The 23334-nt window shown below is 33.3% G+C and carries 20 protein-coding genes; 2 read left to right on the top strand and 18 right to left on the bottom strand.

Annotated features, from left to right (window positions below; translation table 11 throughout):
• Positions 1–74: 74 nt before the first annotated feature.
• The 9 genes from hisA to JOD96_RS14935 all read right to left on the bottom strand — a co-directional run bounded on the left by hisA (position 75) and on the right by JOD96_RS14935 (position 9203).
• Complete coding sequence (gene hisA / locus JOD96_RS14975) at positions 75–800, bottom strand: 1-(5-phosphoribosyl)-5-[(5-phosphoribosylamino)methylideneamino]imidazole-4-carboxamide isomerase (RefSeq protein ID WP_209565043.1); 726 nt, start codon at positions 798–800, stop codon at positions 75–77.
• Between the two features lie 125 nt (positions 801–925).
• Positions 926–1519: an imidazole glycerol phosphate synthase subunit HisH gene (gene hisH / locus JOD96_RS14970; RefSeq protein WP_209565042.1), complete on the bottom strand. Its 594-nt coding sequence runs from the start codon at positions 1517–1519 to the stop codon at positions 926–928.
• Positions 1520–1601: 82 nt separating this feature from the next.
• Positions 1602–1952 carry a nuclear transport factor 2 family protein gene (locus JOD96_RS14965; RefSeq protein ID WP_209565041.1) on the bottom strand — a complete coding sequence of 117 codons (351 nt, stop codon included), beginning with the start codon at positions 1950–1952 and terminating at the stop codon, positions 1602–1604.
• A gap of 102 nt (positions 1953–2054) precedes the next feature.
• Positions 2055–3191, bottom strand: coding sequence for a bifunctional histidinol-phosphatase/imidazoleglycerol-phosphate dehydratase HisB (gene hisB / locus JOD96_RS14960; RefSeq protein WP_209565040.1), 1137 nt, complete (start codon positions 3189–3191; stop codon positions 2055–2057).
• 170 nt (positions 3192–3361) lie between these two features.
• Positions 3362–4411: a histidinol-phosphate transaminase gene (gene hisC / locus JOD96_RS14955; RefSeq protein ID WP_209565039.1), complete on the bottom strand. Its 1050-nt coding sequence runs from the start codon at positions 4409–4411 to the stop codon at positions 3362–3364.
• 111 nt (positions 4412–4522) lie between these two features.
• Entirely contained in the window at positions 4523–5806 is a 1284-nt protein-coding gene (hisD, locus tag JOD96_RS14950) for a histidinol dehydrogenase (RefSeq protein ID WP_209565038.1), read from the bottom strand.
• Between the two features lie 166 nt (positions 5807–5972).
• Entirely contained in the window at positions 5973–6830 is an 858-nt protein-coding gene (gene hisG / locus JOD96_RS14945) for an ATP phosphoribosyltransferase (RefSeq protein WP_209565037.1), read from the bottom strand.
• Between the two features lie 306 nt (positions 6831–7136).
• Positions 7137–8537, bottom strand: a complete 1401-nt coding sequence (locus JOD96_RS14940; RefSeq protein ID WP_209565036.1) for a sensor histidine kinase — start codon at positions 8535–8537, stop codon at positions 7137–7139.
• Positions 8538–9203: a response regulator transcription factor gene (locus JOD96_RS14935; RefSeq protein WP_209565035.1), complete on the bottom strand. Its 666-nt coding sequence runs from the start codon at positions 9201–9203 to the stop codon at positions 8538–8540.
• 188 nt (positions 9204–9391) lie between these two features.
• Between JOD96_RS14935 and JOD96_RS14930 the strand changes: the two genes are divergently transcribed.
• Entirely contained in the window at positions 9392–11527 is a 2136-nt protein-coding gene (locus JOD96_RS14930; protein ID WP_209565034.1) for an alkaline phosphatase family protein, read from the top strand.
• Between the two features lie 96 nt (positions 11528–11623).
• On the opposite strand, the gene JOD96_RS14925 is transcribed toward JOD96_RS14930, so the two are convergent.
• A complete protein-coding gene (locus JOD96_RS14925; RefSeq protein WP_209565033.1) occupies positions 11624–12622 on the bottom strand; it encodes a zinc dependent phospholipase C family protein in 999 nt (332 codons plus the stop codon).
• Between the two features lie 171 nt (positions 12623–12793).
• Between JOD96_RS14925 and JOD96_RS14920 the strand changes: the two genes are divergently transcribed.
• Positions 12794–13744 (top strand): hypothetical protein, encoded by a 951-nt coding sequence (locus JOD96_RS14920; RefSeq protein ID WP_209565032.1) that lies wholly within the window; start codon positions 12794–12796, stop codon positions 13742–13744.
• Positions 13745–13756: 12 nt separating this feature from the next.
• On the opposite strand, the gene JOD96_RS14915 is transcribed toward JOD96_RS14920, so the two are convergent.
• From JOD96_RS14915 to JOD96_RS14880, 8 genes are all read right to left on the bottom strand, one after another.
• Positions 13757–14722: a YeiH family protein gene (locus JOD96_RS14915; protein ID WP_209565031.1), complete on the bottom strand. Its 966-nt coding sequence runs from the start codon at positions 14720–14722 to the stop codon at positions 13757–13759.
• A 74-nt stretch (positions 14723–14796) separates the two neighbouring features.
• Positions 14797–15693: a LysR family transcriptional regulator gene (locus JOD96_RS14910; RefSeq protein WP_209565030.1), complete on the bottom strand. Its 897-nt coding sequence runs from the start codon at positions 15691–15693 to the stop codon at positions 14797–14799.
• Positions 15694–15817: 124 nt separating this feature from the next.
• A complete protein-coding gene (locus JOD96_RS14905) occupies positions 15818–17845 on the bottom strand; it encodes a hypothetical protein (RefSeq protein ID WP_209565029.1) in 2028 nt (675 codons plus the stop codon).
• A gap of 81 nt (positions 17846–17926) precedes the next feature.
• Positions 17927–18673, bottom strand: a complete 747-nt coding sequence (gene fabG, locus JOD96_RS14900; protein WP_116752216.1) for a 3-oxoacyl-[acyl-carrier-protein] reductase — start codon at positions 18671–18673, stop codon at positions 17927–17929.
• A gap of 169 nt (positions 18674–18842) precedes the next feature.
• Complete coding sequence (locus JOD96_RS14895; RefSeq protein WP_209565028.1) at positions 18843–19094, bottom strand: hypothetical protein; 252 nt, start codon at positions 19092–19094, stop codon at positions 18843–18845.
• A 501-nt stretch (positions 19095–19595) separates the two neighbouring features.
• The gene (locus JOD96_RS14890; protein ID WP_209565027.1) at positions 19596–20933 is read right to left on the bottom strand and encodes a DUF4302 domain-containing protein; all 1338 of its coding nucleotides are present in this window, start codon (positions 20931–20933) and stop codon (positions 19596–19598) included.
• Between the two features lie 35 nt (positions 20934–20968).
• Positions 20969–21829: a putative zinc-binding metallopeptidase gene (locus JOD96_RS14885; protein ID WP_209565026.1), complete on the bottom strand. Its 861-nt coding sequence runs from the start codon at positions 21827–21829 to the stop codon at positions 20969–20971.
• 19 nt (positions 21830–21848) lie between these two features.
• A complete protein-coding gene (locus JOD96_RS14880; RefSeq protein WP_209565025.1) occupies positions 21849–23327 on the bottom strand; it encodes a RagB/SusD family nutrient uptake outer membrane protein in 1479 nt (492 codons plus the stop codon).
• Between the last annotated feature and the right edge of the window lie 7 nt (positions 23328–23334).

Below are 23334 nucleotides of genomic sequence, written 5' to 3'. Positions count from 1 at the left end.
TAGTCAATTAGATAATTTTAAGCGTATTGAAATAATTATCTAATTTTCTAATTGGCACATTTTCTAATTAATTCTCATTTACTAATTATGTAGTTCTCTAACTGTTTTAGCGTAATTCTGCCCTCATAAATCGCTTTTCCTATTATGGTTCCTTCGCAGCCTAATTCAGCTAATTTGGGTAATTCATCGAAAGTTGAAATTCCGCCAGAGGCTATTAATTTTACGCCATTTGCTTCTTCCAAAATTTTCCCGTACAAATCGAAACTTGGTCCTTCCAGCATCCCGTCTTTGGCAATATCGGTACAGATAACATACTGGATTCCTTTAGTTTGATAATCCTGAATAAACGGTATCAAATCTTCATTGGATTCTTCCAGCCAACCAGAAACCGCTATTTTTTCGTCTTTTGCATCTGCGCCCAAAATAATTTTTTCAGAACCATATTCAGAAATCCATTTTTCAAAAATAGCTCTGTTCTTTACCGCAATACTTCCACCTGTAATTTGGTTTGCACCGCTTTCAAAAGCAATTTTCAAATCATCATCTGATTTTAATCCGCCTCCAAAATCAATTTTTAAGCTGGTTTGTGTGGCAATTTTTTCTAATATTTTATAATTAACAATTTTGCTCGATTTTGCACCGTCTAAATCTACCAAATGTAGATATTCGATTCCGTGCGCTTCAAAAGATTTCGCCACTTCGAGCGGATTTTCATTGTAAATTATCTTGGTATCATAATCACCTTTGGACAAACGAACGCATTTTCCATCAATGATATCTATGGCTGGTATTATTCTCATGTTTTATTATTTTAGAGTTCAGATTTTAGGTTTTAGATCCTGAAAACTGAAATTTATTTTTGACTTTAAATTTGGAATTTGGTCCCGAAGCTTAGGGATTAAAAATTGGAATTTATTCTTGAAGTTTATCCTTCAGAGTTTAATTTCAAAAAATTTCCCAAAATTTTCTCCCCAATATCACCGCTTTTTTCCGGGTGAAACTGTGTTCCGTAAAAATTATTTTTTTGAAGGGCAGATGCATATTCAACATCATAATTTGTTGTTGCTATGGCCTCAGAACAATTTGGCGCGTAAAAACTATGAACCAAATACATGAATTCATTTTCTGAAATTCCTTTAAACAAATCTGATTTTAAATCATAAATCTGATTCCAGCCCATTTGAGGCACTTTTACATGGTTTGAAAACTTCACAACATCAACATCAAAAATTCCTAAACCTTCTGTATTTCCTTCTTCTGTTTTATTGCACATTAACTGCATTCCCAGACAAATTCCCAAAACAGGCTGTTTCAATTCAGGAATCAACCAATCCAATCCGCTTTCACGAAGTTTTGCCATCGCAGAACTCGCCTCGCCTACACCAGGAAAAATTACTTTGTCTGCCGATTTAATTTCGTTCGGGTTGTCGCTCAAAACAGCTTTAAAACCCAATCTTTCAATAGCAAACATAATGCTCTGAATATTTCCTGCTCCGTAATTTATGATTACTATTTTCATTTCTTATATTGTTTGTTTTGATTCAGGTTTCACGTTTCAGGTTGCTCTACAGAAACTTGAAACATGAAACCTGAAACAATTTCTATAAATCTGTATAATGAGCTATCATTTTGTTTACCAATCCATTTTCATTAAAAAACATCACTTCTATTGCCATTTTATTCATCACTGATTTATAATAAAGTGCAACCGAATTAACTCCTGAAGTTACTTCTTTTAACTCAAAATGCAGATCCGGAATTTTCTGTAAAGCTTTTTCCCAATACGCCCTAACCTGTTCTTTTCCCTGAAGTGAACCACTCTCAATTCCTGCCGCCAACTTTATCATTGGTGTTGTAATTTCAATATCTTCAGAATAATGCTTCATGATATCATCTAAATCATGAGAATTCCAGGATGTTATCCAGGCTTTTGCAAATTTTTCAGGTTCCATAATTCTTGTTTTTTTGTTTCAGGTTTCATGTTTCATGTTTCAGGTTGCTCAACAGAAAATCAAAATAACTTATAACTCCTAACTTATAACTCCTAACTCTTTTTATAGCATTCCTTTTGTTGAAGGCAAAATCATTTTTTCTGTGTCTCTTTTTACTGCTACTTTTATCGCTTTCGCGAAAGCTTTAAAAATTGCTTCGATTTTATGATGTTCGTTGATTCCTTCTGCTTTGATATTTAAGTTGGCTTTTGCACCGTCTGTGAAGGATTTAAAGAAATGATAGAACATTTCTGTTGGCATTTTTCCAACCATTTCGCGTTTAAATTCTGTTTCCCAGATCAGCCAGTTTCTTCCTCCAAAATCAATTGCAGCCTGCGCCAGACAATCATCCATAGGCAAACAAAACCCATAACGTTCGATTCCAAGTTTATTTCCCAAGGCTTTCGCGAAAACTTCTCCCAAAGCAATTGCAGTATCTTCGATTGTGTGGTGTTCATCGACTTCTAAATCACCTTTTACAAGGATTTCAAGATCCATTTGGCCATGACGCGAGATTTGATCTAACATATGGTCAAAAAATGCGATTCCAGTATCGATTTTGCTTTTTCCTGTTCCGTCTAAATTCAAATGGATATAAATATCAGTTTCATTCGTTTTGCGTGTAATCGAAGCAGAACGCGCTTCTAATTTTAAAAACTCATAAATTGTTTTCCAATCCATTGACTGCAAAACAATTGTTTCGTCTAATTCTTCACGCTTTGATGAAATCTCGTTACTTCCGATACCATCGGTTACATTCATAAAAATGGCTTTTGCACCAAGGTTTTTAGCCAGTTCCACATCAGTAAGACGATCTCCCAAAACAAAAGAATTTGCCAAATCATACTCTGGGTTGTTCAGGTATTTTGTCAGCATTCCGGTTCTGGGTTTGCGGGTTAACGCATTTTCTTCGGGAAACGTTCTGTCAACAAAGATTTCATCAAAAACAACACCTTCATTTTCAAATGCTTTCAGGATAAAATTTTGTGTCGGCCAAAACGTATCTTCAGGAAAACTATCCGTTCCTAATCCGTCCTGGTTGGTTACCATTGCCAGTTCGTAGTCTAATTCATTGGCAATTTTAGCCAGATATTGAAATGCTTTCGGATAAAACTCCAGTTTATCTAAGCTGTCTAATTGATAATTTTCCGGTTCTAAAACAATCGTTCCGTCACGATCGATAAAAAGTACTTTTTTCATATATTTTTTGTTTTGCCACAGATTATAAAGATTTAAAAGATTTTTCTGCCACGAATTTCACTAATTATCACAAATTAAATTAGTGAAAATTCGTGAAATTCGTGGTGAAAAAAATTAAACACAAACAAAAAAAAATCATATTAATCTGTGAAATCTGTGGCTTATCATTCTTAGCTCAATAATTTCAATTCTTTAATCAAAACTGCATTTTCCTCCGGAATTCCAATCGTAAAACGCAGGCAATTTTCGCATAAAGGCTGTGTTGTTCTGTTTCGAATTACAATTCCTTTTTCAATTAACTGATCGTATCTTTTATTGGCATCGTCTACTTTTACCAATACAAAATTAGCTTCTGTCGGATAAATTTTTTCTACAAAACTAATCTCAAGTAATACTTTAAGTAACTCTTCTCTTTGCTCAATAATTGAAGCAATTTCTTTTTTTATTTTATCCGAATCTCTTAAACGTTCAATTGCTCTTTGCTGTGTTAATTCATTTACATTGTAAGGTGGTTTAATTTTATTTAAAACCGAAATTACAGCTTCTGAACCATAGCAAATTCCTAAACGAATTCCGGCCAGGCCATAGGCTTTAGAAAGGGTTTGTGTAATCACCAAATTTGGATATGTATCAATTTCCACCAGCCAGCTTTCTTTGTCCGAAAAGTCAATATAGGCTTCGTCTATCACCACCAGACCATTAAAATTCTGAAGCAGTTTCACCACACTTTCATCCGAGAAAGAATTTCCTGTCGGATTATTTGGTGAACACAAAAAGATAATTTTTGTATTGTCATCAACAGCGTCTAAAATTTTCTCAACCTGTGGCTGAAAATCTGTCGAAAGTAAAATTTCTCTGTTCTCTACGGCATTTATATTTGCCAAAACACTGTACATTCCATATGTTGGGGGCAGCGAAATAATATTATCTGTTTTTGGCTCACAAAAAGCTCTAAAAAGCAGATCCAGAACTTCATCGCTTCCGTTCCCCAATAAAATCTGACTTGGTTTTACATTGTTGTTTTTTGCCAAAATTGCTTTAACCGAACTTTGTTGTGGATCCGGATAACGATTTACTCCGTTTTGAAAAGGATTTTCATTGGCATCCAGAAAAATCATTTCGGCAGTATCAAAATCTTCAAACTCATCTCTGGCAGACGAATATGGTTTTAATGTTTTTACGTTTTCACGTGTTATCGTGTTTATATTAAAAGTGCTCATGTTTTTAGTTTTACTCCTGCAAGGTCTCCAAAACCTTGTAGGTATGTTTTTTTTTTATAAGTCTGACATTCTATACCTACAAGGTTTTGAAAACCTTGCAGGAAAACCGAATTACTTCAATGATTGTAATCTCAAAGTAACAGCATTTTTATGTGCTTGTAAACCTTCGGCGTCAGCCATAACTTCAATCGCTTTTCCAATGTTTAAAATTCCGGTTTTAGAAATTTTTTGAAATGTCATCGATTTCATAAAACTATCCAGATTTACGCCACTGTAATTCTTTGCATATCCGTTTGTTGGCAATGTATGGTTTGTTCCAGAAGCATAATCTCCTGCGCTTTCCGGTGTATAATTCCCAATAAAAACCGATCCGGCATTTACGATTCCGTTACAATAAAAATCATCATATTCCGAACAAATAATAAAGTGTTCCGGGCCATAATCATTAATTAAATCTAAAGCAACCTGATCATTTTCGACCAGGATAAGTTTTGAATTTTCAATTGCTTTTTTAGCAATTTCTTTTCTCGGCAACTCTTCGATTTGCTCCTGAACCTCTTTTTCTACAGCATCAATTAGTTTTTTTGAAGTCGAAACCAAAATTACCTGACTGTCTGTTCCGTGTTCTGCCTGAGATAATAAATCTGAAGCTACAAAAGCCGGAACGGCAGTATCATCGGCTACAATTAATAATTCTGAAGGCCCTGCAGGCATATCTATTGCCACGCCATGTTGCGTTGCCAATTGTTTTGCTACGGTCACAAATTGATTTCCCGGTCCGAAAATCTTATAGACTTTTGGAATTGATTGTGTCCCGAAAGTCATTCCTGCAATTGCCTGAATTCCGCCTACTTTTAAAATTTTAGTCACACCGCACAAATTGGCAGCATATAAAATAGCAGGATTAATTTTTCCTTTTTTATCTGGTGGCGAGCATAAAACAATTTCTTTGCAGCCTGCAATTTCCGCAGGAACAGCCAGCATCAAAACCGTCGAAAATAATGGTGCTGTCCCGCCCGGAATATACAATCCGATTTTTTGGATTGGTCTTTTTTCCTGCCAGCAATTTACGCCTTCGGTAGTTTCAATCGAAATGCGCTCTGTTTTCTGGGCAGTGTGAAATTTGTATATATTGTTTTTTGCTAACTTGATAGCTTCTTTCAATTCATTTGATATTAAACCAATAGCTTCCTGAATTTCTTCATTAGAAACTTCGTAATTATCCAATGCAATTCCATCAAAGATTGAAGTGTATTTTGCAACAGCTTCATCTCCTTTTTTCTGTACTTCTTTGAAGATTTCCTTAACCGTAACTTCGATATCGTCTATTGTTTTGGTTGGTCTTTTTAATATTTCTGACCAGGTATCTTGTTTTGGATTGTCTATTTTATTCATGCCTTTATTTTTTTTAACGCAAACTTTGTGTTTTTTTCTACCGCAAAACCGCAAGGTTTTTTATTATTCTTTAAAAACGCTGAGCTGTTATCATCTTAATGTCAAGCTAAGCGAAGTCGAAGCTTTTTTTGAATTGGAATTTGGAATTTAAAAATTAAATTTCCCCTTACAGTACCATTTTCTCAATTGGACAAACTAAAATTCCTTCTGCCCCAACTTCTTTCAGCTGGTCTATAACATCCCAGAAAGTGTCTTTGTCTATTACTGAATGAACACTGCTCCATCCTTCCTGAGCTAATGGTAAAACGGTTAAGCTTCTTAAAACAGGCAGGATTTTTCCAACTGCATCGATCTTGTCATTTGGAACATTCATCAGTATATATTTTGAATTTCTGGCTCTTAATACAGCCTGAATTCTAAATTTTAAGGTATCGATATGTTTCTGAATTTCCGGGGAAACTTTTGGTGAAACCGCCAAAACTGCTTCACTTTTTAAAATTACTTCAACTTCTTTCAGGTTATTTTTGAATAAAGTGCTGCCGCTGGAAACAATGTCGACTATAGCATCTGCAAGACCAATATTGGGTGCGATTTCTACAGACCCTGAAATTTGGTGAATATCAACTGTTAATCCAAAAGAATTAAAATATTCATTTACAGTATTTGGGTAAGAGGTTGCAATTCGTAATCCTGCCAAATCCTGAATAGAATTGTATTCCATAGTTTTAGGAACAGCTACAGAAACTTTGCATTTTGAGAATCCTAATTTCTGAACTACTTGTATTTCTTTTCCTTTCTCTACCAGCAAATTATCGCCTACAATAGCTAAATCTACAACGCCGTCAATTAAGTATTGCGGGATATCTGAATTTCTTAAATATAAAACTTCAAGGGGAAAGTTTGAGGCTTCGGCTTTTAACTGGTCGATTCCGTTGTTGATAGAAATGCCGCAATCTTTAAGGATCTGAATGCTTTCTTCGTTTAAACGACCTGATTTTTGAATTGCAATTTTTAAAGTACTCATTTTTTTAGTTTTTTGGATTAATAGTCTGAGTACAAAGAATTGGAATTAAAAAACCCGCTTGATGTACTCAAACGGGTTTTAAAATATGATGATTTACAAACATACCATTAACACATCGCCTGAGAGCAATAATGAAAATGATGATGGTGTAATTGAATAGAAATCATGATTTGTGTTATTTTTTATTCTTTGTTTCGGTTGCAAATATAATAGATAAATTAACAGAAAAGCAATTTTTATTTTAACTTAACACTAGTTTATTGTTAAAAAAAATATTCAGTGCTGTTTTTATTGGTTTTTCTAAATTTACTCAAACGTTTGAGATTTTTCATCAAAAGTCAAAGTAACTGTTGTTCCTACACCTATTTCACTATCAATTTTAAATTTAATATGAAGAAGTTCTGTCATTCTTTTTACAATTGACAGTCCAAGACCTGTTCCTTTGATTTGTGAATGAAGAGAAGAATCGGACCTGAAAAATGGTTTTAGAATTGATTCCAGATTTTCTTTTGCAATTCCGATTCCCTGATCTGAGATTGTACAGCTTATAATGTCTTTTTCTTTTTTTAACTGAATTAAGATTCTCCCTTTCTCATTTGAATATTTGATGGCATTTGATACAATATTACGAATAATGGTGACCAGCAGGTAATTATCAGAATAAATATAAAAATCTTCTTTGGCTTCTAAAATGACATCAATTTTTGCTGCATTTATTTTCTCTGAATTAAGAGTTAGAACGTCTAAAATTACTGCGTTTAAATAAACATTTTCTTTATTTATATTTAGTTTTTGATTTTCAAAACGGGCCATCAAAAGAAGCTGGTCTACCAAAACATTTAAGTGGTCAACTTCGTTTATGCAATACGTTATTTTATCTTCATACTCTTTATTATCACGGGGTTTTCTTATCAAAACCTCAAGTGTTCCTTTAATAACTGTAAGCGGTGTCCGCAGTTCATGTGATGCATCAGAAGTAAACTGTTTTTCCCGTTCCACAGCATCTTCAATACGATCTAATAAATTGTTTATGGTGGATGAAAGCACATACAATTCATCACGTGTTTTAGGGAGCAGGATTCTTGTTTTCAGGTTATCTTTTGTGATAATCCTGGAGGTGTTAATTATTTCATTTATGGGTCTTATACTTCGTCCTGCAAAAAATCTTGCAATAAAAAACAGCATTAATAATATAATAGGAAAAGCTATTAATAAGGTATCAAAAAGATTCTTTAGCACTTTGGCAGAATCTGAAAGTGACATCGCAATAATTAAATAACCTACTTTCTTTGATTTTATATAAAGAGGAACTTGAATCTGCCTGATTGTATTGCCTAATAATTTTGTATCAAATAGCTGAAAATGTTCTACACCATTATGAAATACAAGCGTTTCGTTTTTTAAATTTGGTGATTTTTCAATTATTTTTTTATTCAGGTCAAAAAACTGAACAAATACGGGATTTACATCAACCGAATTATGTTCTCGTTCTTCCCATTCTTCGGCATCCATAAAAATTACTTTTTTATTTTCGACCCTGATTTCTTTTAAATGATCCTGAATTTCGATCATTAAATTTTCGTCAACATGCTTATAAACAGTAAATTTTACGGAGAAATAGATAGCTGAAAAAACCACTAAAATCAATAAACCTGTGTTGATAATGTAGTTTAAAGCAATTCTGTTTTTTAAGGATAACTGCATCATTTATAAATCATTAGCGATATAACCTATTCCACGAATTGTTTTTATATAATCTTCTTCTATTTTCAGATTAAGTTTTTTCCTTATAGCATTCATAAAAACATCAATAACACCGGTATCATATTCAAAATTAATTCCCCAGACATCTCTTAATATCTGATTTCTGGTACAGACTTTTCCTTTGTTTTGAATTAAATATTTTAATAATTCAAATTCTCTTTGTGTCAGGGCAACTTCTTCTTCGTTTTTTAAGACAATATGTTTGGACGAATCAATTGTAATTGTGCCAAGAGAAAGGGTTTCAGGTACTTTTAGATTTCTAAAATGAACCTTTATACGCTCAACTAATTCTTCAAAACTAAATGGTTTTTTGATATAATCATTGGCACCTGCTTTTAAGCCTTCGATTGTTTCCTGAATAGTATCTCTTGCAGTCAAAAAAATAATGGGAGTTGTTTTGTCTTTTACTCTAATAGCTTTACACAAATCCAAACCATTAATTTTTGGCAGCATCCAATCGAGTAAAATCAAATCAAACTGTTGGTTTTGCACTAGTTCAAATCCTTTAGAACCATCATTTGCTGTAGTTACCAAATATCCTTCTTCCTTCAGCCCCTGCTGCAAAAACTGAATGATCCCTAATTCGTCTTCAACTATTAAAATATGCATTTACAGTTAGTTAAGATTATATTTTATTCAAAGATAAAAATTTTAAGATTGGAAAAATATTTAAAAGTCATCTGAATCGTACAGGCTACATAATCTTAAGCAAACATTAAGTTAACTCTAATTAAGGCAAAAGCTAAACTTCATCTTTACTTAATGAGCTGAAATTAATTTTGTAAAAAAATAATGCCATGACTTTTTACAAGAAATTTTCACCTTTTTACAACCTTGGAGTATTTTACTTTATTGTTAGCTTTCTGCTTAGAATTGTCTTGCTTTTTCATCCTATAACCCAAAGCTCATTTACTGTGCTCGAAAGCCTGAAAATCTTTAGTTTAGGACTCATTTCAGACTTTTTTGTCTTTGTGGCTGCCAGCGTATTTTTGTGGTTGTACTTAATATTTATTTCAAACTCAAAATACAATAAACCTTCGGGATATATTATTTTAGGCGTTTTGATAGCTGCCTTTTTATATGTTGTTTCAGGTAAAAGTATCTTTGACGAATATGGTGGCGCTTTGCCACGAATCGTTTTAATTTTTATCGGGATAAAGGCTATTCTTTTTTCTGCACTGCTTTTCTTTCCAAAATACAGGGACAAAATCAGATTTTGGTTATTTGCATTTGTTATTTTCCTTTATGTTTTATTGATTCTCCAAAACGGTTTGAGCGAATATTTCTTTTGGAATGAATTTGGAGTAAAATACAATTTTATTGCAGTAAACTATCTGATTTACACCAATGAAGTCATCGGAAACATTATGCAGTCTTACCCGGTAATTCCCTTGTTTTCGGCACTGTTTGCCATTACCGGAGTTGTCACTTATTTTATTGTCAGAAAATCCAGAACATATATTGATGAGATTCCGACATTAAATGAAAAGGTTAAAATATCAGTACTATACATCGGATTATTATTGGTTTCTTTTTTTGCAATTCCTGCCTTGTCCAAAACAGAAAATTCTAAAAACATTTTTGTTAATGAATTGCAGTCTAATGGCTTATACAGATTTTATCTGGCTTTTGAGAACAACAAATTAGATTACTTTAAATTTTACAAAACACTTCCGAATAACAAAGCTTTTGCAATTTTAAAACAACAGTTTCCGGCAATTTCGACTGATAACATTTCACGAGACATACAAAGCGATTCAGTAGAAAATCATAAAAATGTAGTGCTTATTACGATTGAAAGTTATAGTGCAGAATTCATGAAAATGTATGGAAACCAAGAAAATATTACACCGTTTCTTGACAGCCTTTCTCAAAAAAGCTTACAGTTTACTAACTTATATGCAGCCGGAAACCGCACTGTGCGCGGTCTCGAAGCGGTTACTTTATGTCTGCCTCCAACAGCGGGCGAAAGTGTTGTAAAACGTGAAGACAACAAAAATAAATTTTCTACAGGGGCTGTTTTTAAGCAAAAAGGGTACAACGTAAAATTCATGTATGGCGGTGATGCTTTTTTTGATAATATGCAGGATTTTTATTCTGGCAATGGTTATGAAATTATTGATAAATCAAGTTTTTCTCCAAACGAAATTACGTTTTCTAATGTTTGGGGTGTATGTGATGAAGATATGTATAATAAGGCAATTAAGATTATGAACAAGGAAGCCAAAGAAAATAAGCCGTTCTTTAATCATATTATGACAGTGAGTAACCACAGGCCATTTACTTATCCAAACAATAAAATTGATATTCCCGGAGACATCAAATCCCGTGACGGAGGTGTAAAATATACTGATTATGCGCTAAGAAAATTCTTTGCAATGGCCAGTAAACAACCCTGGTTTCATAATACTGTTTTTGTAATCGTAGCAGATCATTGCGCCTCAAGTGCAGGAAAAACAGAACTTCCTCTGGACAAATACCGAATTCCGGCTTTTATTTACAGTCCGGAAATGAAACCAGAAACATGTAATAAATTAATGTCACAGATTGATCTTATGCCAACGCTTTTTGGTTTACTTCATTTTGATTATCAAAGTAAGTTCTTTGGAGAGGATGTTTTTAAACCAGATTATAAACCCCGCGCTTTTATTGCTACGTATCAGGATCTGGGATTAATAAAGGATAATGTCTTAACTATTTTATCGCCGAAACAACAGGTGAAACAATTTGATTTGAGCCTCAATAAAAAAGAAAATAGTGCTCACGCCTACCAAATTTATTATGATGAGAAACCGCTAAAATCCCAAAGAACAGATTTGATCAATCAAACTATTGCTTTTTATCAATCGGCATCGTATTTATTGAAGGAGAAGGAATATCAGTTTAAAGATTTAAACACAAAAAAAGAAAAATTGTACGCTAAAGTTCATTAAATTATAAACTAAAAAAAGCCTCAAATCCATAACGAATTTGAGGCTTTTTTAGTTAGTTTTAGAATGAATCTGAAACATTAAAACCTGAAACAAAAATTAATCGTTTTGATTTTTCATTCCAAACAAATCTCCTCGCTGAAATAGCTTTAGATCATCCTGCAAAGCCTGATAATTTCTTTGTGTCACTGCCGATGAATCTAAATCGCTTAAGTCTGGTTTTCCGGCATTTACCCAGGCTGTATACCAAAAACTGGCAGTTGCGGTAATGGCTTTTCTCATTTGATTTTCTACCATTCCGTTTAGTTCTTTGTGCAATTTTTCAGCATATTGGTCAGCAAAAACAGAAGTATTGTATTTGCTTTTTAATATTTTTCCATCTGCATCTTTTTTAAATATTTCACCTTCCGGAGTTGAAGTTCTTAGCTTTTTGTCGATATCTAATAAGGGCTGTGCTAAGCTGTGTGTATCATGAATCATATCCCAGGTTGCTTTATGAACGTCTTGGTAATATTGCGCTTCCGGAACATTTAATTTATAATTTTTAACAAATAACTCCGGTAATCTGCTTTCCCAAAGAGAATGAATCCCTTTTTGATCACTCAATTGTCCGTCATGATTTGCAGAAGTATGCAACGGCATGTGTGCATCACCGATATAATGACCTAAATCTGCAGCAAGAAACAAAATTTCTGCTCTGTTTTTATCCTTAAATGCTTTGGTTAATTTAACCATTAAGTCTTCTATATACCAAGGCAATATCCCGTTATCATTCAGGAATTTAGCATCATATTTTTTCTTTGCTGCCTCCATTGTCTGTGGTAAACTGTCAACAGGCCCAAAGTTTTCCATGTCAAAATAATGTCTTGGATTTTCGTCTTTATAATTTAAAGCATATTTACGAATATCTGGAACAGAAGCTTCCTGAGTAATAAAATCAATGTGATTGTAAAAGAAAACCTGAAGAGGTTTTGGCAAAGCCATAACTGCAGCTTTGTTAATTCGTTCGTGGCCAACGATTCCCCAGGATAATGTCAAAAATCCAATTCCTAGTGCAATAAATGCAATTAGTCCTGGTTTCATTTTAAAGTTTTTCATTTGTAATTTTTATTTGAGCGCAAACTTACTTTATTTAAAGATAATTTAAAAGACTACCAATTAAGATTCTCTTAATTTAACTTTTGATTGTTTTTAAACCTCATAAGTAGCATAAATTCATATTAACAACCATTTTTATTTGTAAGTTTGTTTTATTTCCAAACCTTATTTATGCGCCATATTATTTTAAATCTTTTTCTTTTCTTATCTGCTTTTTGTTTCGCACAAGAAACTGATATAGAGCTAAAAAATGTTAGTGATACAATTCTAAACACCAAAAGAATCCTTAAGATTACCGATCCGATTGATGGGGTGAAAACCATGCAGAAATTGTTTCCCGGAAAATTATACCATCTTGGTGATAAAAATACTTTTGTGAGCTGGAAATGCAAAACCTGTAAACCATCTCCTTTTACTGATGCTAATGGTGTTGAAGGAGATCAATTATTTCCATATACTGAAGGTGTTGCGACCAGACTCCTTGAAAATATCGGCTATTCTGATTCTAAAGGAAATCAATTTAAATTATTTGTATTTAACCATTCTGTGTATGATGCCGACGGGTTACAGACCAGCAGGTTTTCCGGAGGCCTTATTAGTATCGCTAAATTTGCAAAAAACGGAAATGTCTGGGAAATGAAATCTTTTCAGCCCGCTATTGCTGCTTTTGGTTCTTTTGCCCAATCCCCTCATTTAAAACTGATTCAGATCGGAGAAGATCAATATGCCTTATCTCTGGTGCACGCCAATGGCGGTGCTGGTGCGCCTTATAATGGTTTTTTATATCTAATTGCCGGATTTGATGGTAAATATCAGCCTTTGATGGAAGTCGGTTATTATTCGCTCTCAAACAGCATTAGCTCAGAATGGTCAAGTTCATATACTGTCGCTGTAGATAATAATAAAAAGTTTTTTCGTGATTTTGTAATCACTACAACCGGCTCGTATAAAAAGGCAAAAGGCACAGAGGATGATTATGAAGTTGATCTACCCGAAGAGCTTGCTGCAATGGCAAAAACAAAAAAGCAGTTTAACTTTGTGATTGAAAAACGTTTTTCATTTAGCGGAAAATGGTATAAGGCTGTTGGCAAGCCAGTTGTCAAATTTTTAAATATAAAATAAGCACTTAGAAAATTAACCCAAATAAAGTATTGAAGCCAAAGCCATTCCTGCGATAAAAACCCAAAGGAAAACACCTTGCAGTAATGGCTTCACTCCTACTGATTTTAAAGTGTTTATATTTAAAGTTGCACCAATAAGAAACAAGGTTACAGTTAATCCTGTTTTGGCAATATTGACGATATGAGGTGCAAAAAAAGATACTTGCGGTACATAAGAATTCAAAAGCATGGCAAGGATAAACAATCCTATAAAGTACGGGATTTTTATTTTTGAATTTTTATTTTTGAAAATTACTGCTGTTAAAAGCGAAATAGGAATAATCCATAAAGCTCTCGCCAGTTTTACTGTTGTCGCTATTTGCAACGCTTCCGGGCCATATTTATTGGCCGCCCCAACAACAGAACTGGTGTCATGAATGGCTATAGCGCACCATAAGCCAAATTCTTTTTGCGATAAATCGAGCTGATGTCCTATAAACGGAAATACAAATAAGGCAATCGAATTTAATATAAAAATTACTCCTAATGCAATTGAGGTCTGGTTTTCGCTTGATTTTATTACAGGAGCTACTGCTGCAATGGCGCTCCCACCGCAAATTGCTGTTCCCGATGATATAAGATGTGAAGTTTTGCGATCTATCTTAAGCCATTTTCCGAGGAGAAAACCTAAAACTAAAGTGCTTAAAATAGAGAAAATAGTTAGCAGAAACCCTTCTTTTCCTGCTGTAACCGCATTTGATGCATTCATCCCGAAACCTAAGCCTATTACTGAAAATTGCAATAAAAATGTAATGGCTTTATGATTGAACGTTAAAAAAGGGTTTCCGAAAAAATTTACAATTACAACTCCTAACAACAACGCAATTGGTGGCGAAATAATAGAAAACAGACATAAGACAATCGCCAAAGCGTAAATTGCCTGCTGAAAGTAAATGTTGACTTCTACTAAATGTGTTGCTGTTTGTGAATGCGTTTTCAAAATATCGAACTTAATTATTACCTCACAAAGGTCTGTCGATTATATTGAAATCGCCAATTGTATATTACAATTGACTATAACTTTAAGTTATAGAAAGAGTATATGTTTTGAATAAAAAGTTCTGACAATGGATCAGATTTACCAACTAAAGTAATGATATAAAAATATCTTTCTATTGATAAATTTTCTACATCTAGAACAATAAGCTCGTTGTTTTGAAGTTCTTTATTGACCGCATGTATTGACATGAAGGCAAAACAATCAGAATTTAGCAAATAAGATTTTATACTTTCTGTACTTCCCAACTGCATTTCGATTTGAAGGTCACTGATTTTTACATTAACTTGTTTTAATGCATATTCTATAACTTCAAGTGTTCCTGAGCCACGTTCGCGAGTTATAAATTTCATCGATTTTAAATCGTCCAGCGAGATTTCATTTTGTTTTGCTAAAGCATTTTTGCTGTTGCAAACCAAAACCAGTTCATCCTTCAGAAACGGAATATATTTTATGGATTGATTTTTAGTCTGTCCTTCTACAATTCCGATTTCGATTTCTTTATTGATCAAGGCATTTTCGATCTGCTCCGTATTTCCATTCAGCAAGTTTACTTTTATATCTTGCTGTTTCTGGTGAAAACGTGCCAATACTGGAGAAATAATATATTGAGAAATTGTCGTGCTTGATCCTAACCGTAATAATCCCTGGCGATTATCTATAAAACTGCTTAAGTCAAAATCTATTTCCCTGTAGATTTTAAATATACTTTTAGTATGTTTTAGGAGAATTTCTCCGGCTGGAGTCAAAGCTATTTTAGAACCATTCCGTTCGAATAGTTTCGTTTTATAGGTTTCTTCAAGTTCCTGAATGTGTTTAGAAACTGCCGGCTGCGAGATATACAGTTCTGTTGCTGCTTTTGTAAAGTTGAGCCTTGTTGCAACGGTGTAAAATACTTTTAGCCTGAAATCCATAATTGTTTGTTATTTTTTGTTTCAAGTTTCAGGTTAATTGAGATGGCAAAAAATTTGTTCCTCACTATTCTCTCCCAACGGTTGAAACCGTTGGCTATGTGGTTATGTATTTCTTTAATTTCTTTTACAACAACCCATTATATTTTCTAACAAACCATTCGGTTGTCAATAACAATGCTATTAAAACCAATAACCAAACCCAGTCAATTATTGGGGTTTTAGTCGAAATATTTTTCTCTATTGATTTGTATTCTTTGTTTTCTAAAAGAGTATTGATTAACAGATCTGTCTGATTTTCAAAAAAGGCTTTTCCATTGGTTTGCAATGCTAATTGCTTTAGTTTTACAACGTCAGGATTTACAAATTGCTTCTCAATATCGAAATCTAAAATTTCAAAATGACCTGAATAACTGGTGTTTGTATTTAATTCTTTTACCGAAAAATTATATTTCCCTGCAGATAGTCCATCCAAATTTACAGAAAAAGAATTGTTTCCTTTTAATAAGTCATAGTTTTTGGTCTGCTTGGTTTCAGTATTGGTAACACTAATAGTAAGTCTTGCTTTCTCGTCGAACTCGTAATTTTTATTAAAATATTGAGCATTGATTACAATTGCTTCTCCGGAATTATAAAAACTTTCATGTGTGACAACCAATGATTTTTTTGAAGCTGATGTCGCTAAATATTGAATAATCTTATCAATAAAAACATCATATTTTTCAAAAGACTGATTGTCTATATGGCTTTGCAAACGCCATTTCCAGCTGTTTTCTCCAAGAAGAAAAGCGGTTCTTTTGTTTTGATTTTCGGCGAAAGCCAGCAAAGGTGCATTTGTCGAAACGTTTCTAATTTTTGAAGAAAGTAAAACAGATACATTTCCGTTAGTAGAAACTGTTCCGAATAAATTTTGCAATGGAGGAAAATTTTCAAAACCGATATTATCAATGGCAAACAAATTAAATTGTGATTGAAATTCGTTTAAATAATCTTCTGTCTGTCCGCTCATTTTAAAAACCAGATTATTCTGCTGCTGGTTAAGAAAATTAAAATCGGTATTTTTTCCGGTAATAATAAAGGTGTTTGTACCGGCTAATTTGTTATGATCAAAAACTGGCTTAAATGCTGTGTTTGGCTGGTATAAAACCAGAACAGAAACATCTTGTAATAAGTTGATTTCATTCGGTTTAACCAATATTACTTTACGTTGTGCATTAGATTCCACAGCACGTTTGAGCGCCGCAATATCCGGATGGTTTATTGATGAAACTATTGCAATAGTTGACTTTTGATCGATGACTTCGACAGCAAAATTCTTGATATTATTGTAGCTGTTTTTCTCTTTTGCAGGAGAAGAAATGTTTGCTTTAAAAATCTGTAAGCCCACTTTGTCTGCCGGTAAAAGCAAATTTAAAGAGGCTGTTTTTTTTGAAGATGAAAAAGATACTTTTTCTTTTGCTACAACTGAATTTCCCTGTATAATAGAAAAATCGGCCGTTATATTTTTATCTCCTGCATATTGCAGAAAAACTTCTACAGGGAATTTGTTTTTGTGAAATGCATACTTGTTTACATTCAGCTGATTGATTTTTAAATCAAAAAAAGTGGTTGTATCTCCTACAATCAAAGGATATACTTTATTTACAGGATCAAAGCGATATACGTAGTCGTTTCCTGTTGTCTGATTTCCGTCGGTAATAATAACAGTCGGAAAAATGGTATTTCTGTTGATGCTTTTTAAGTTCTTTGCGACAGCGTCAAGATTGGTTTGCTTTCCTTTAAAATCAAATTCTTGTGAAGATTTTAAATCGGCATCAAACTGATAGGACTGAATATCAAATTTTTCGCGAAGTGCAGCATTTGAAGTTAATTCTTTATATAATTCAAGAACTTTTTTATCTGATTTTAAAGCTGTTATAGAACTTGAATTATCTACTGCAATTGCGAGAGGAGTTTTGGTTATTTCAAGGGAATTTTTTGTTACAATCGGATTTATCAATAAAACCAATAAACTAAAAATGACTAAAAAACGTAAAAAAGCCAAAAGCACAATCACATTGGATTTACTTTTGGCTTTGAAAAAATATTGAAAATACGACAAACCACCTGATATTACTATTGAAAGTAATAATAATAAAATCGTGTTTTTAGTCATATATATTTTTAGTTTATACTTTTTAGTTTATAGTTTTTGTTTGCAGAACAATAAACAACAAACCATTAACAATTAACAATATTAGGTAAGCATTCCTCCGCAAACATTCAGAACTTGTCCTGTAACATATCCGCTTAGGTCAGAAGCCAGGAATAAACACGCGTTTGCAACATCTTCCGGAGTTCCTCCTCTTTTTAAAGGAATACCTTCTCTCCATCCTTTTACTACATCTTCACCTAATTTTGCAGTCATTTCTGTTTCGATAAATCCTGGAGCGATTGCATTACAACGAATATTTCTTGAACCCAACTCAAGTGCTACAGATTTTGTAAAACCAATTGCCCCTGCTTTAGAAGCTGCATAATTAGTTTGTCCCGCATTTCCTGATACTCCTACTACAGAACTAATATTGATAATTGAACCTGCACGTTGCTTAAGGAAAGTTTTTTGAATTGCTTTTGTCATATTAAAAACAGATTTCAAATTAACATCGATTACCTGATCAAAATCTGCTTCAGACATACGCATCAACAAGTTGTCTTTTGTAATTCCGGCATTGTTGATTAAAATATCAACAGTTCCAAAATCAGCCAAAACAGCGTCAACAAAAGTTTGAGCTTCATTAAAATCAGCTGCATTTGATTGGTATCCTTTTGCTTTTACACCCAGACTGTTAAGTTCAGCTTCAAGAGCTTCAGCCGATGCAACAGATGAGCTGTATGTAAATGCTACATTTGCTCCGTGCTTAGCAAAAACTTCAGCGATTCCTTTTCCAATTCCGCGGCTGGCGCCAGTAATGATTGCAACTTTTCCTTCTAGTAATTTCATATTTAGGTATTCGTTTTTATTTTTTGAAATACAAATATAGAGTATTTGGGCGTTTAATAAAATTTGTGATTGGAAAAAATGGCTTCTCCATAACAATATTGATTTTTTTAAATTAAAAATAAAAACCGTTTTAGAATCTAAAACGGTTTTATTAATTATTATTTCTTTTTTAGCATTCGATAATTGTTCCGTCTGCCAAAAATGTTGGAAAACATGGTACAGGTTCATAAATATCTGCACATGGAAAATTCGGATAATTTGCCGGATTAGCACCAATCGGAGCCCAGTTACCATCTTCACAAACCGGATGTACTGGTGTTCCTTTTCCTAAAATGTTTTTTTGTTCTTCTTTGCTAAGTACTTCTACTCCTCTTGAATTTAAAATTGATTTCAACATAATAATAAATGTATTAATATTCATTTGCTCAATCATTTTATGTCCGTTGAGATTCAGACTAATACTATTAATTTTGAAGAGTAAGAGAAAAAAAACAGCTCAAATTGAGCTGTCCCCTTCAAAATAAAAATTAAAAACTAAAACTTTTAAATGCTGATAGTCAATTTGAGTTTATGAGAAAAAATAAAACTCCCATTATAAATAGTGTAACTAATATATTGTAAATTGAGAATTTAAAATTCTGTGTACCATCAACTTTATCTTCTCTTCTTTGTTTTACAAGATTAAAAATCATGAATGAAATCATTATGGGTATAAAAATATACTGATAATATCTAAGATACTCATAGTAATATTCATTAACTAGTAAGAGCCCAATTCCCCAAATAAAAATTGTTATAAAGGCTGGTGTTATGTGTTTTTTGATGGTATCCATAATTTATTTGTTTAAAAAAAAGAGATAATCTATTTTAAAAATTCAGCTAAAGCAGCTCAAGTTAAGAACTGCCTTACTTGAATTAAATATTACAATTGATATGTTGTCATTCTAAAACTGCTTGAAGCACTTGTAAAAGTATAAACGGTATTAGAGTAAGTGATTTTAAAATCTTCTTTTTTCACATACAATCCTGCAGCATTTGTAAACTCTGCGTCAATTTCTGCTAAAAATGCAGGAGGCGCTATTACGGCTGTACCATTATCCCAATAATCATCAGTTAGCACTATTGTTTTATTGGCAGTATTTTCACTAGTTGTTACTGTGTGATAAAGACTTGGTTTTCCTCCATTAAAACGGTATTGTATATAAGTTCCAAAAGGTGAATTGAAGTAAATCTGAATTCTGGAAATTTTTTGATTGGCCGGTAATGTAGCATTTGCTTTGTCAATCAGATATCTAAAATAATCTGAAGTTGTCGAAGCTGTATATAAGTTTGCGGCTATATAACCAAAAACCATTTGTGACTCTCCATCTAATAATTTCTTGTAATCATCTGTGATTCTTGGCGGTGCATTTGTAAATTTAATAGTTGCACTTACTCCACCTGTTCCTGTAGCAACAAAGTCATTTGTAGCGGCCTGATAAACAAAGTTTGATAATTTTTGACCTTTTACAACTAATGCCGGTTTTACCACTGCTCCGGTCGGGGTGTATGATAAAGCCAAGTTGTGACTATCATCAGAATCCAAAGAGGTGGCTACACCAAATCTTGCATCAGAATTAAAATCAAATTCATATTGATGTACTGCTGCACCATCATTTATTTCTAACAGCCTGAATAATGGGCTTGTCATGTCGCCCGTAATATGTTCAATAATCGGAGTGTTTCCGGCTAAGTCTGTCCAATCCTGTGCGGTTGCTTTTACAAATCGTATTTCCTGAAAGTTTCTGTTTGTTCTGAAAATAATCTCTCCATTTTCCTGTCCATAATAAAAAAACTGAAAATCACCAAGATACCCTTTTCCAAGAAGTGCCGGAGTTGGAAAATTATCCGATTGAGATAATAAATGAATTCTGTTGGCAGTAGTAAAAACCAAACTTACTGCACTACCCAACTGTACATCATATTGACTTCTGTGAATACTTGTATCGGCATCATAATCTGATGCCATATCTACTTTTCCGTCTGGAAAAAATTTAAATAAATGTGTAAAACCGCCTAATTGTGTACTATCAGTATAATAAACTAATTTCCACCCTTTATCTGACGAAAGTACAAGGTCTTGCAATTCCTTTTTCTGTGCATTTAAACGCTCTGTTGGTGTACTGTCAAATTTATCATCAACTTCTGTGTTGTTACAAGAAGCCCATAATATTGCTGTAAAAACAATAATAAGGTACTTAAATATATTTTTTACTTTCATAATATTAATTTTTATAATTAATGTTCAGGATGTTTTTATAGTTCAATAACTTCATCTGTATTTTTTTGTGCTTCATCTCTTAAAGCATAAAAATCTATACCGAAAGCATCTTTATAATACTGAACAACAATAGCTTCTTTTTTAATCAGATTAGCTTTGGCTGTCGGGCTTACCACACTCGCCAAAAATGCGGCATATTCTGCTTCTGAATACGTTAATATTGTTGAAGCTGTTTCTGCAAAATCTTCATAAACATTTAATCTTGCATAACTTGTAATAAACCCTAATTCTCTTGAAGTTGCAAGTGAATAAATATACCAGCTAGAAGTATATCCCGATGGTGTTAATTTTGACCAGGCCTGTACATCAAATGGTTTTGTCTGGTTCAGGATATGAACATACTCATGCTGAATAGTATGAATAAATTCGGTCACATCTGGCCTGCTGTTTTTGTTCAGATAATCTACCTGAAAAAGCGTAACCCTTTGTCCTCCTTCTGCCAAACCTAATATTTGTGTACCTGTTGTGTTAAGGTTTGTTCCTCCAACTAAAACAAATTCTCTTGGTGAAATTTTCTTAACAAAATCAGCTCCTCCGATAGTAGAATAACTATCAATCCAAATTCTTTTTACGATCTCTAGTGCAGGCTGTACTTTATCTACCGTTGGCGGAAACAGGAAACGGTTGTTGTCTACCAAATTCTGGTTCCACTCATAATATACTTTGATATTGTACGGATCTAAAAAACTACTCGTAATCCATTGATCTAAAGGAGTTTTATTAGGTACTGAATAATCTAACTGACTTTCTGTAGGCTGATCTTCATGAGCACAGGCTGCAAATAATACTGCTCCGGTAATTATTGCAATAAATCTTTGTATTTTTAATATTTTCATACTATTTAAAATTAAATTTTTATCTAGGATTTTTTTCGATACCATTATCTGATGCTCTTTGCGGTATTTGCAATGCTCTTCGCTTATCACCTTTAGTTAAAACATTATTTCTGACTACTTGTCCGAATTGTACTGTGTTATGTGTTACTACAAGATCAAAACGTTTGATATCAAACCATCTCATTCCTTCCTGAATAAAATCTCTTCTTCTTGCTTCTGTAATAGCTTTGATATAAGAAGTTTGCAGCGGTGTCAAAGCATAAAACGGAGTGAACTCGTTTGCAACAGCCGGGTATGTGTCTACAATATATTCTTCAGTTAAGATATCTGTTGAAGGATCATAATCTTCAATTCTTGTTCCTAAAAAGTATTGCAATTCAGCCCTTGCTTCCGACAATTGATTTTTCATTACATGAGCTTCGATTCTGTTTAAGAAAAACTCATCATTACTCAACAGAACAGTTCCTGTATAAGGCTCACCAATACCTGCAGTTACGTTTGTGTATTTGAAGTATTCGTAAAACTTAGGCATCAAAACATTATTTTCATAAAACTGTGATGTATAGATTAACCACGGTTTTCCAAAAAGATACGTATCAGAACCTAAAATTTCGTCTGCTCTGTTGGCAGAAAGATAAAATCTGTTTACATACCCTCTTCCTGCTATAGAGTTTGGATAAGCCACCAACAGGTTTGTTGGATTCTCGACTCTTGAATACACAATTTCTTTTTCAGCAGATGGTGCAGCATTAAAAGCCTCATAATCTCTAAGGTTTGTTGGTTCTGAACCCAGATCTTTTGAATATTCCAATACTTTATCCCAATCTCCTTTTACTAAATAAAAACGGCTGGCAAAAGCTTTCGCAGCTTGTACATTAAAGTGGTATTTTGGTTCTTTATAATTACTTGTTACATACTTCATCCCTTCTGTAATATCCTGCTCAATAAAATCAAACACTTCTTTGACACTATTACGTTTGTATTGTGCCAGCAATGCTGTTTCTGGTTTTGTTACGTATGGTATACCCAAATCTGTTGCCGCAGTTGCAGGATTATAACGTTGTGACCAGAATGAAACCAGCATAAAGTGCGAATATGCTCTTGCAAATAATGCTTCTCCTTTTTGCGGATTTAAACTGGAAGGGTTTCCAAGTTCGTCAATTGCAACCAATGCCTGATTGGCAGCTGCAATGGCTCTGTAGCATGAATTCCAGAAATCTCCTTCGGTATCAATACCAAACTGAGTTTGCATTTCCCAGTTAAAACTCTGGCTGTTATCTATATTAGATGCCGCCATTTCACTGTCAAAAACATTGTCAGACATCGTTTCTGCAATTACTGCATAAGTTCTGTCAGGATAGGCAGTTACTAATAATTCTGATATTTTTTCCGGTGTATCTATTTGAGTTCTGTTATCTGGTACTTCTGATAAAAAATCATCACAACTTGTGAGCGTGATCAATATCAATAGCGATAAAGTTATTTTTATATTTTTCATAATCAAT

Source organism: Flavobacterium sp. 1355, assembly GCF_017833415.1.
Taxonomy (GTDB): domain Bacteria; phylum Bacteroidota; class Bacteroidia; order Flavobacteriales; family Flavobacteriaceae; genus Flavobacterium.
This window is presented reverse-complemented; position numbering and strand designations above follow the sequence as displayed.

Bases quoted from the DNA above. Each gene is read 5' to 3' on its own strand.
- JOD96_RS14935 (WP_209565035.1), bottom strand. From the start codon at position 9,203: ATGCATATTTTAATAGTTGAAGACGAATTAGGGATCATTCAGTTTTTG.
- fabG (WP_116752216.1), bottom strand. From the start codon at position 18,673: ATGAAATTACTAGAAGGAAAAGTTGCAATCATTACTGGCGCCAGCCGC.
- JOD96_RS14940 (WP_209565036.1), bottom strand. From the start codon at position 8,537: ATGATGCAGTTATCCTTAAAAAACAGAATTGCTTTAAACTACATTATC.
- hisB (WP_209565040.1), bottom strand. From the start codon at position 3,191: ATGAAAAAAGTACTTTTTATCGATCGTGACGGAACGATTGTTTTAGAA.
- JOD96_RS14930 (WP_209565034.1), top strand. From the start codon at position 9,392: ATGACTTTTTACAAGAAATTTTCACCTTTTTACAACCTTGGAGTATTT.
- JOD96_RS14965 (WP_209565041.1), bottom strand. From the start codon at position 1,952: ATGGAACCTGAAAAATTTGCAAAAGCCTGGATAACATCCTGGAATTCT.
- hisA (WP_209565043.1), bottom strand. From the start codon at position 800: ATGAGAATAATACCAGCCATAGATATCATTGATGGAAAATGCGTTCGT.
- JOD96_RS14905 (WP_209565029.1), bottom strand. From the start codon at position 17,845: ATGACTAAAAACACGATTTTATTATTATTACTTTCAATAGTAATATCA.
- JOD96_RS14910 (WP_209565030.1), bottom strand. From the start codon at position 15,693: ATGGATTTCAGGCTAAAAGTATTTTACACCGTTGCAACAAGGCTCAAC.
- JOD96_RS14920 (WP_209565032.1), top strand. From the start codon at position 12,794: ATGCGCCATATTATTTTAAATCTTTTTCTTTTCTTATCTGCTTTTTGT.
- hisC (WP_209565039.1), bottom strand. From the start codon at position 4,411: ATGAGCACTTTTAATATAAACACGATAACACGTGAAAACGTAAAAACA.
- JOD96_RS14880 (WP_209565025.1), bottom strand. From the start codon at position 23,327: ATGAAAAATATAAAAATAACTTTATCGCTATTGATATTGATCACGCTC.
- hisD (WP_209565038.1), bottom strand. From the start codon at position 5,806: ATGAATAAAATAGACAATCCAAAACAAGATACCTGGTCAGAAATATTA.
- hisH (WP_209565042.1), bottom strand. From the start codon at position 1,519: ATGAAAATAGTAATCATAAATTACGGAGCAGGAAATATTCAGAGCATT.
- JOD96_RS14895 (WP_209565028.1), bottom strand. From the start codon at position 19,094: ATGAATATTAATACATTTATTATTATGTTGAAATCAATTTTAAATTCA.
- hisG (WP_209565037.1), bottom strand. From the start codon at position 6,830: ATGAGTACTTTAAAAATTGCAATTCAAAAATCAGGTCGTTTAAACGAA.
- JOD96_RS14925 (WP_209565033.1), bottom strand. From the start codon at position 12,622: ATGAAAAACTTTAAAATGAAACCAGGACTAATTGCATTTATTGCACTA.
- JOD96_RS14885 (WP_209565026.1), bottom strand. From the start codon at position 21,829: ATGAAAATATTAAAAATACAAAGATTTATTGCAATAATTACCGGAGCA.
- JOD96_RS14890 (WP_209565027.1), bottom strand. From the start codon at position 20,933: ATGAAAGTAAAAAATATATTTAAGTACCTTATTATTGTTTTTACAGCA.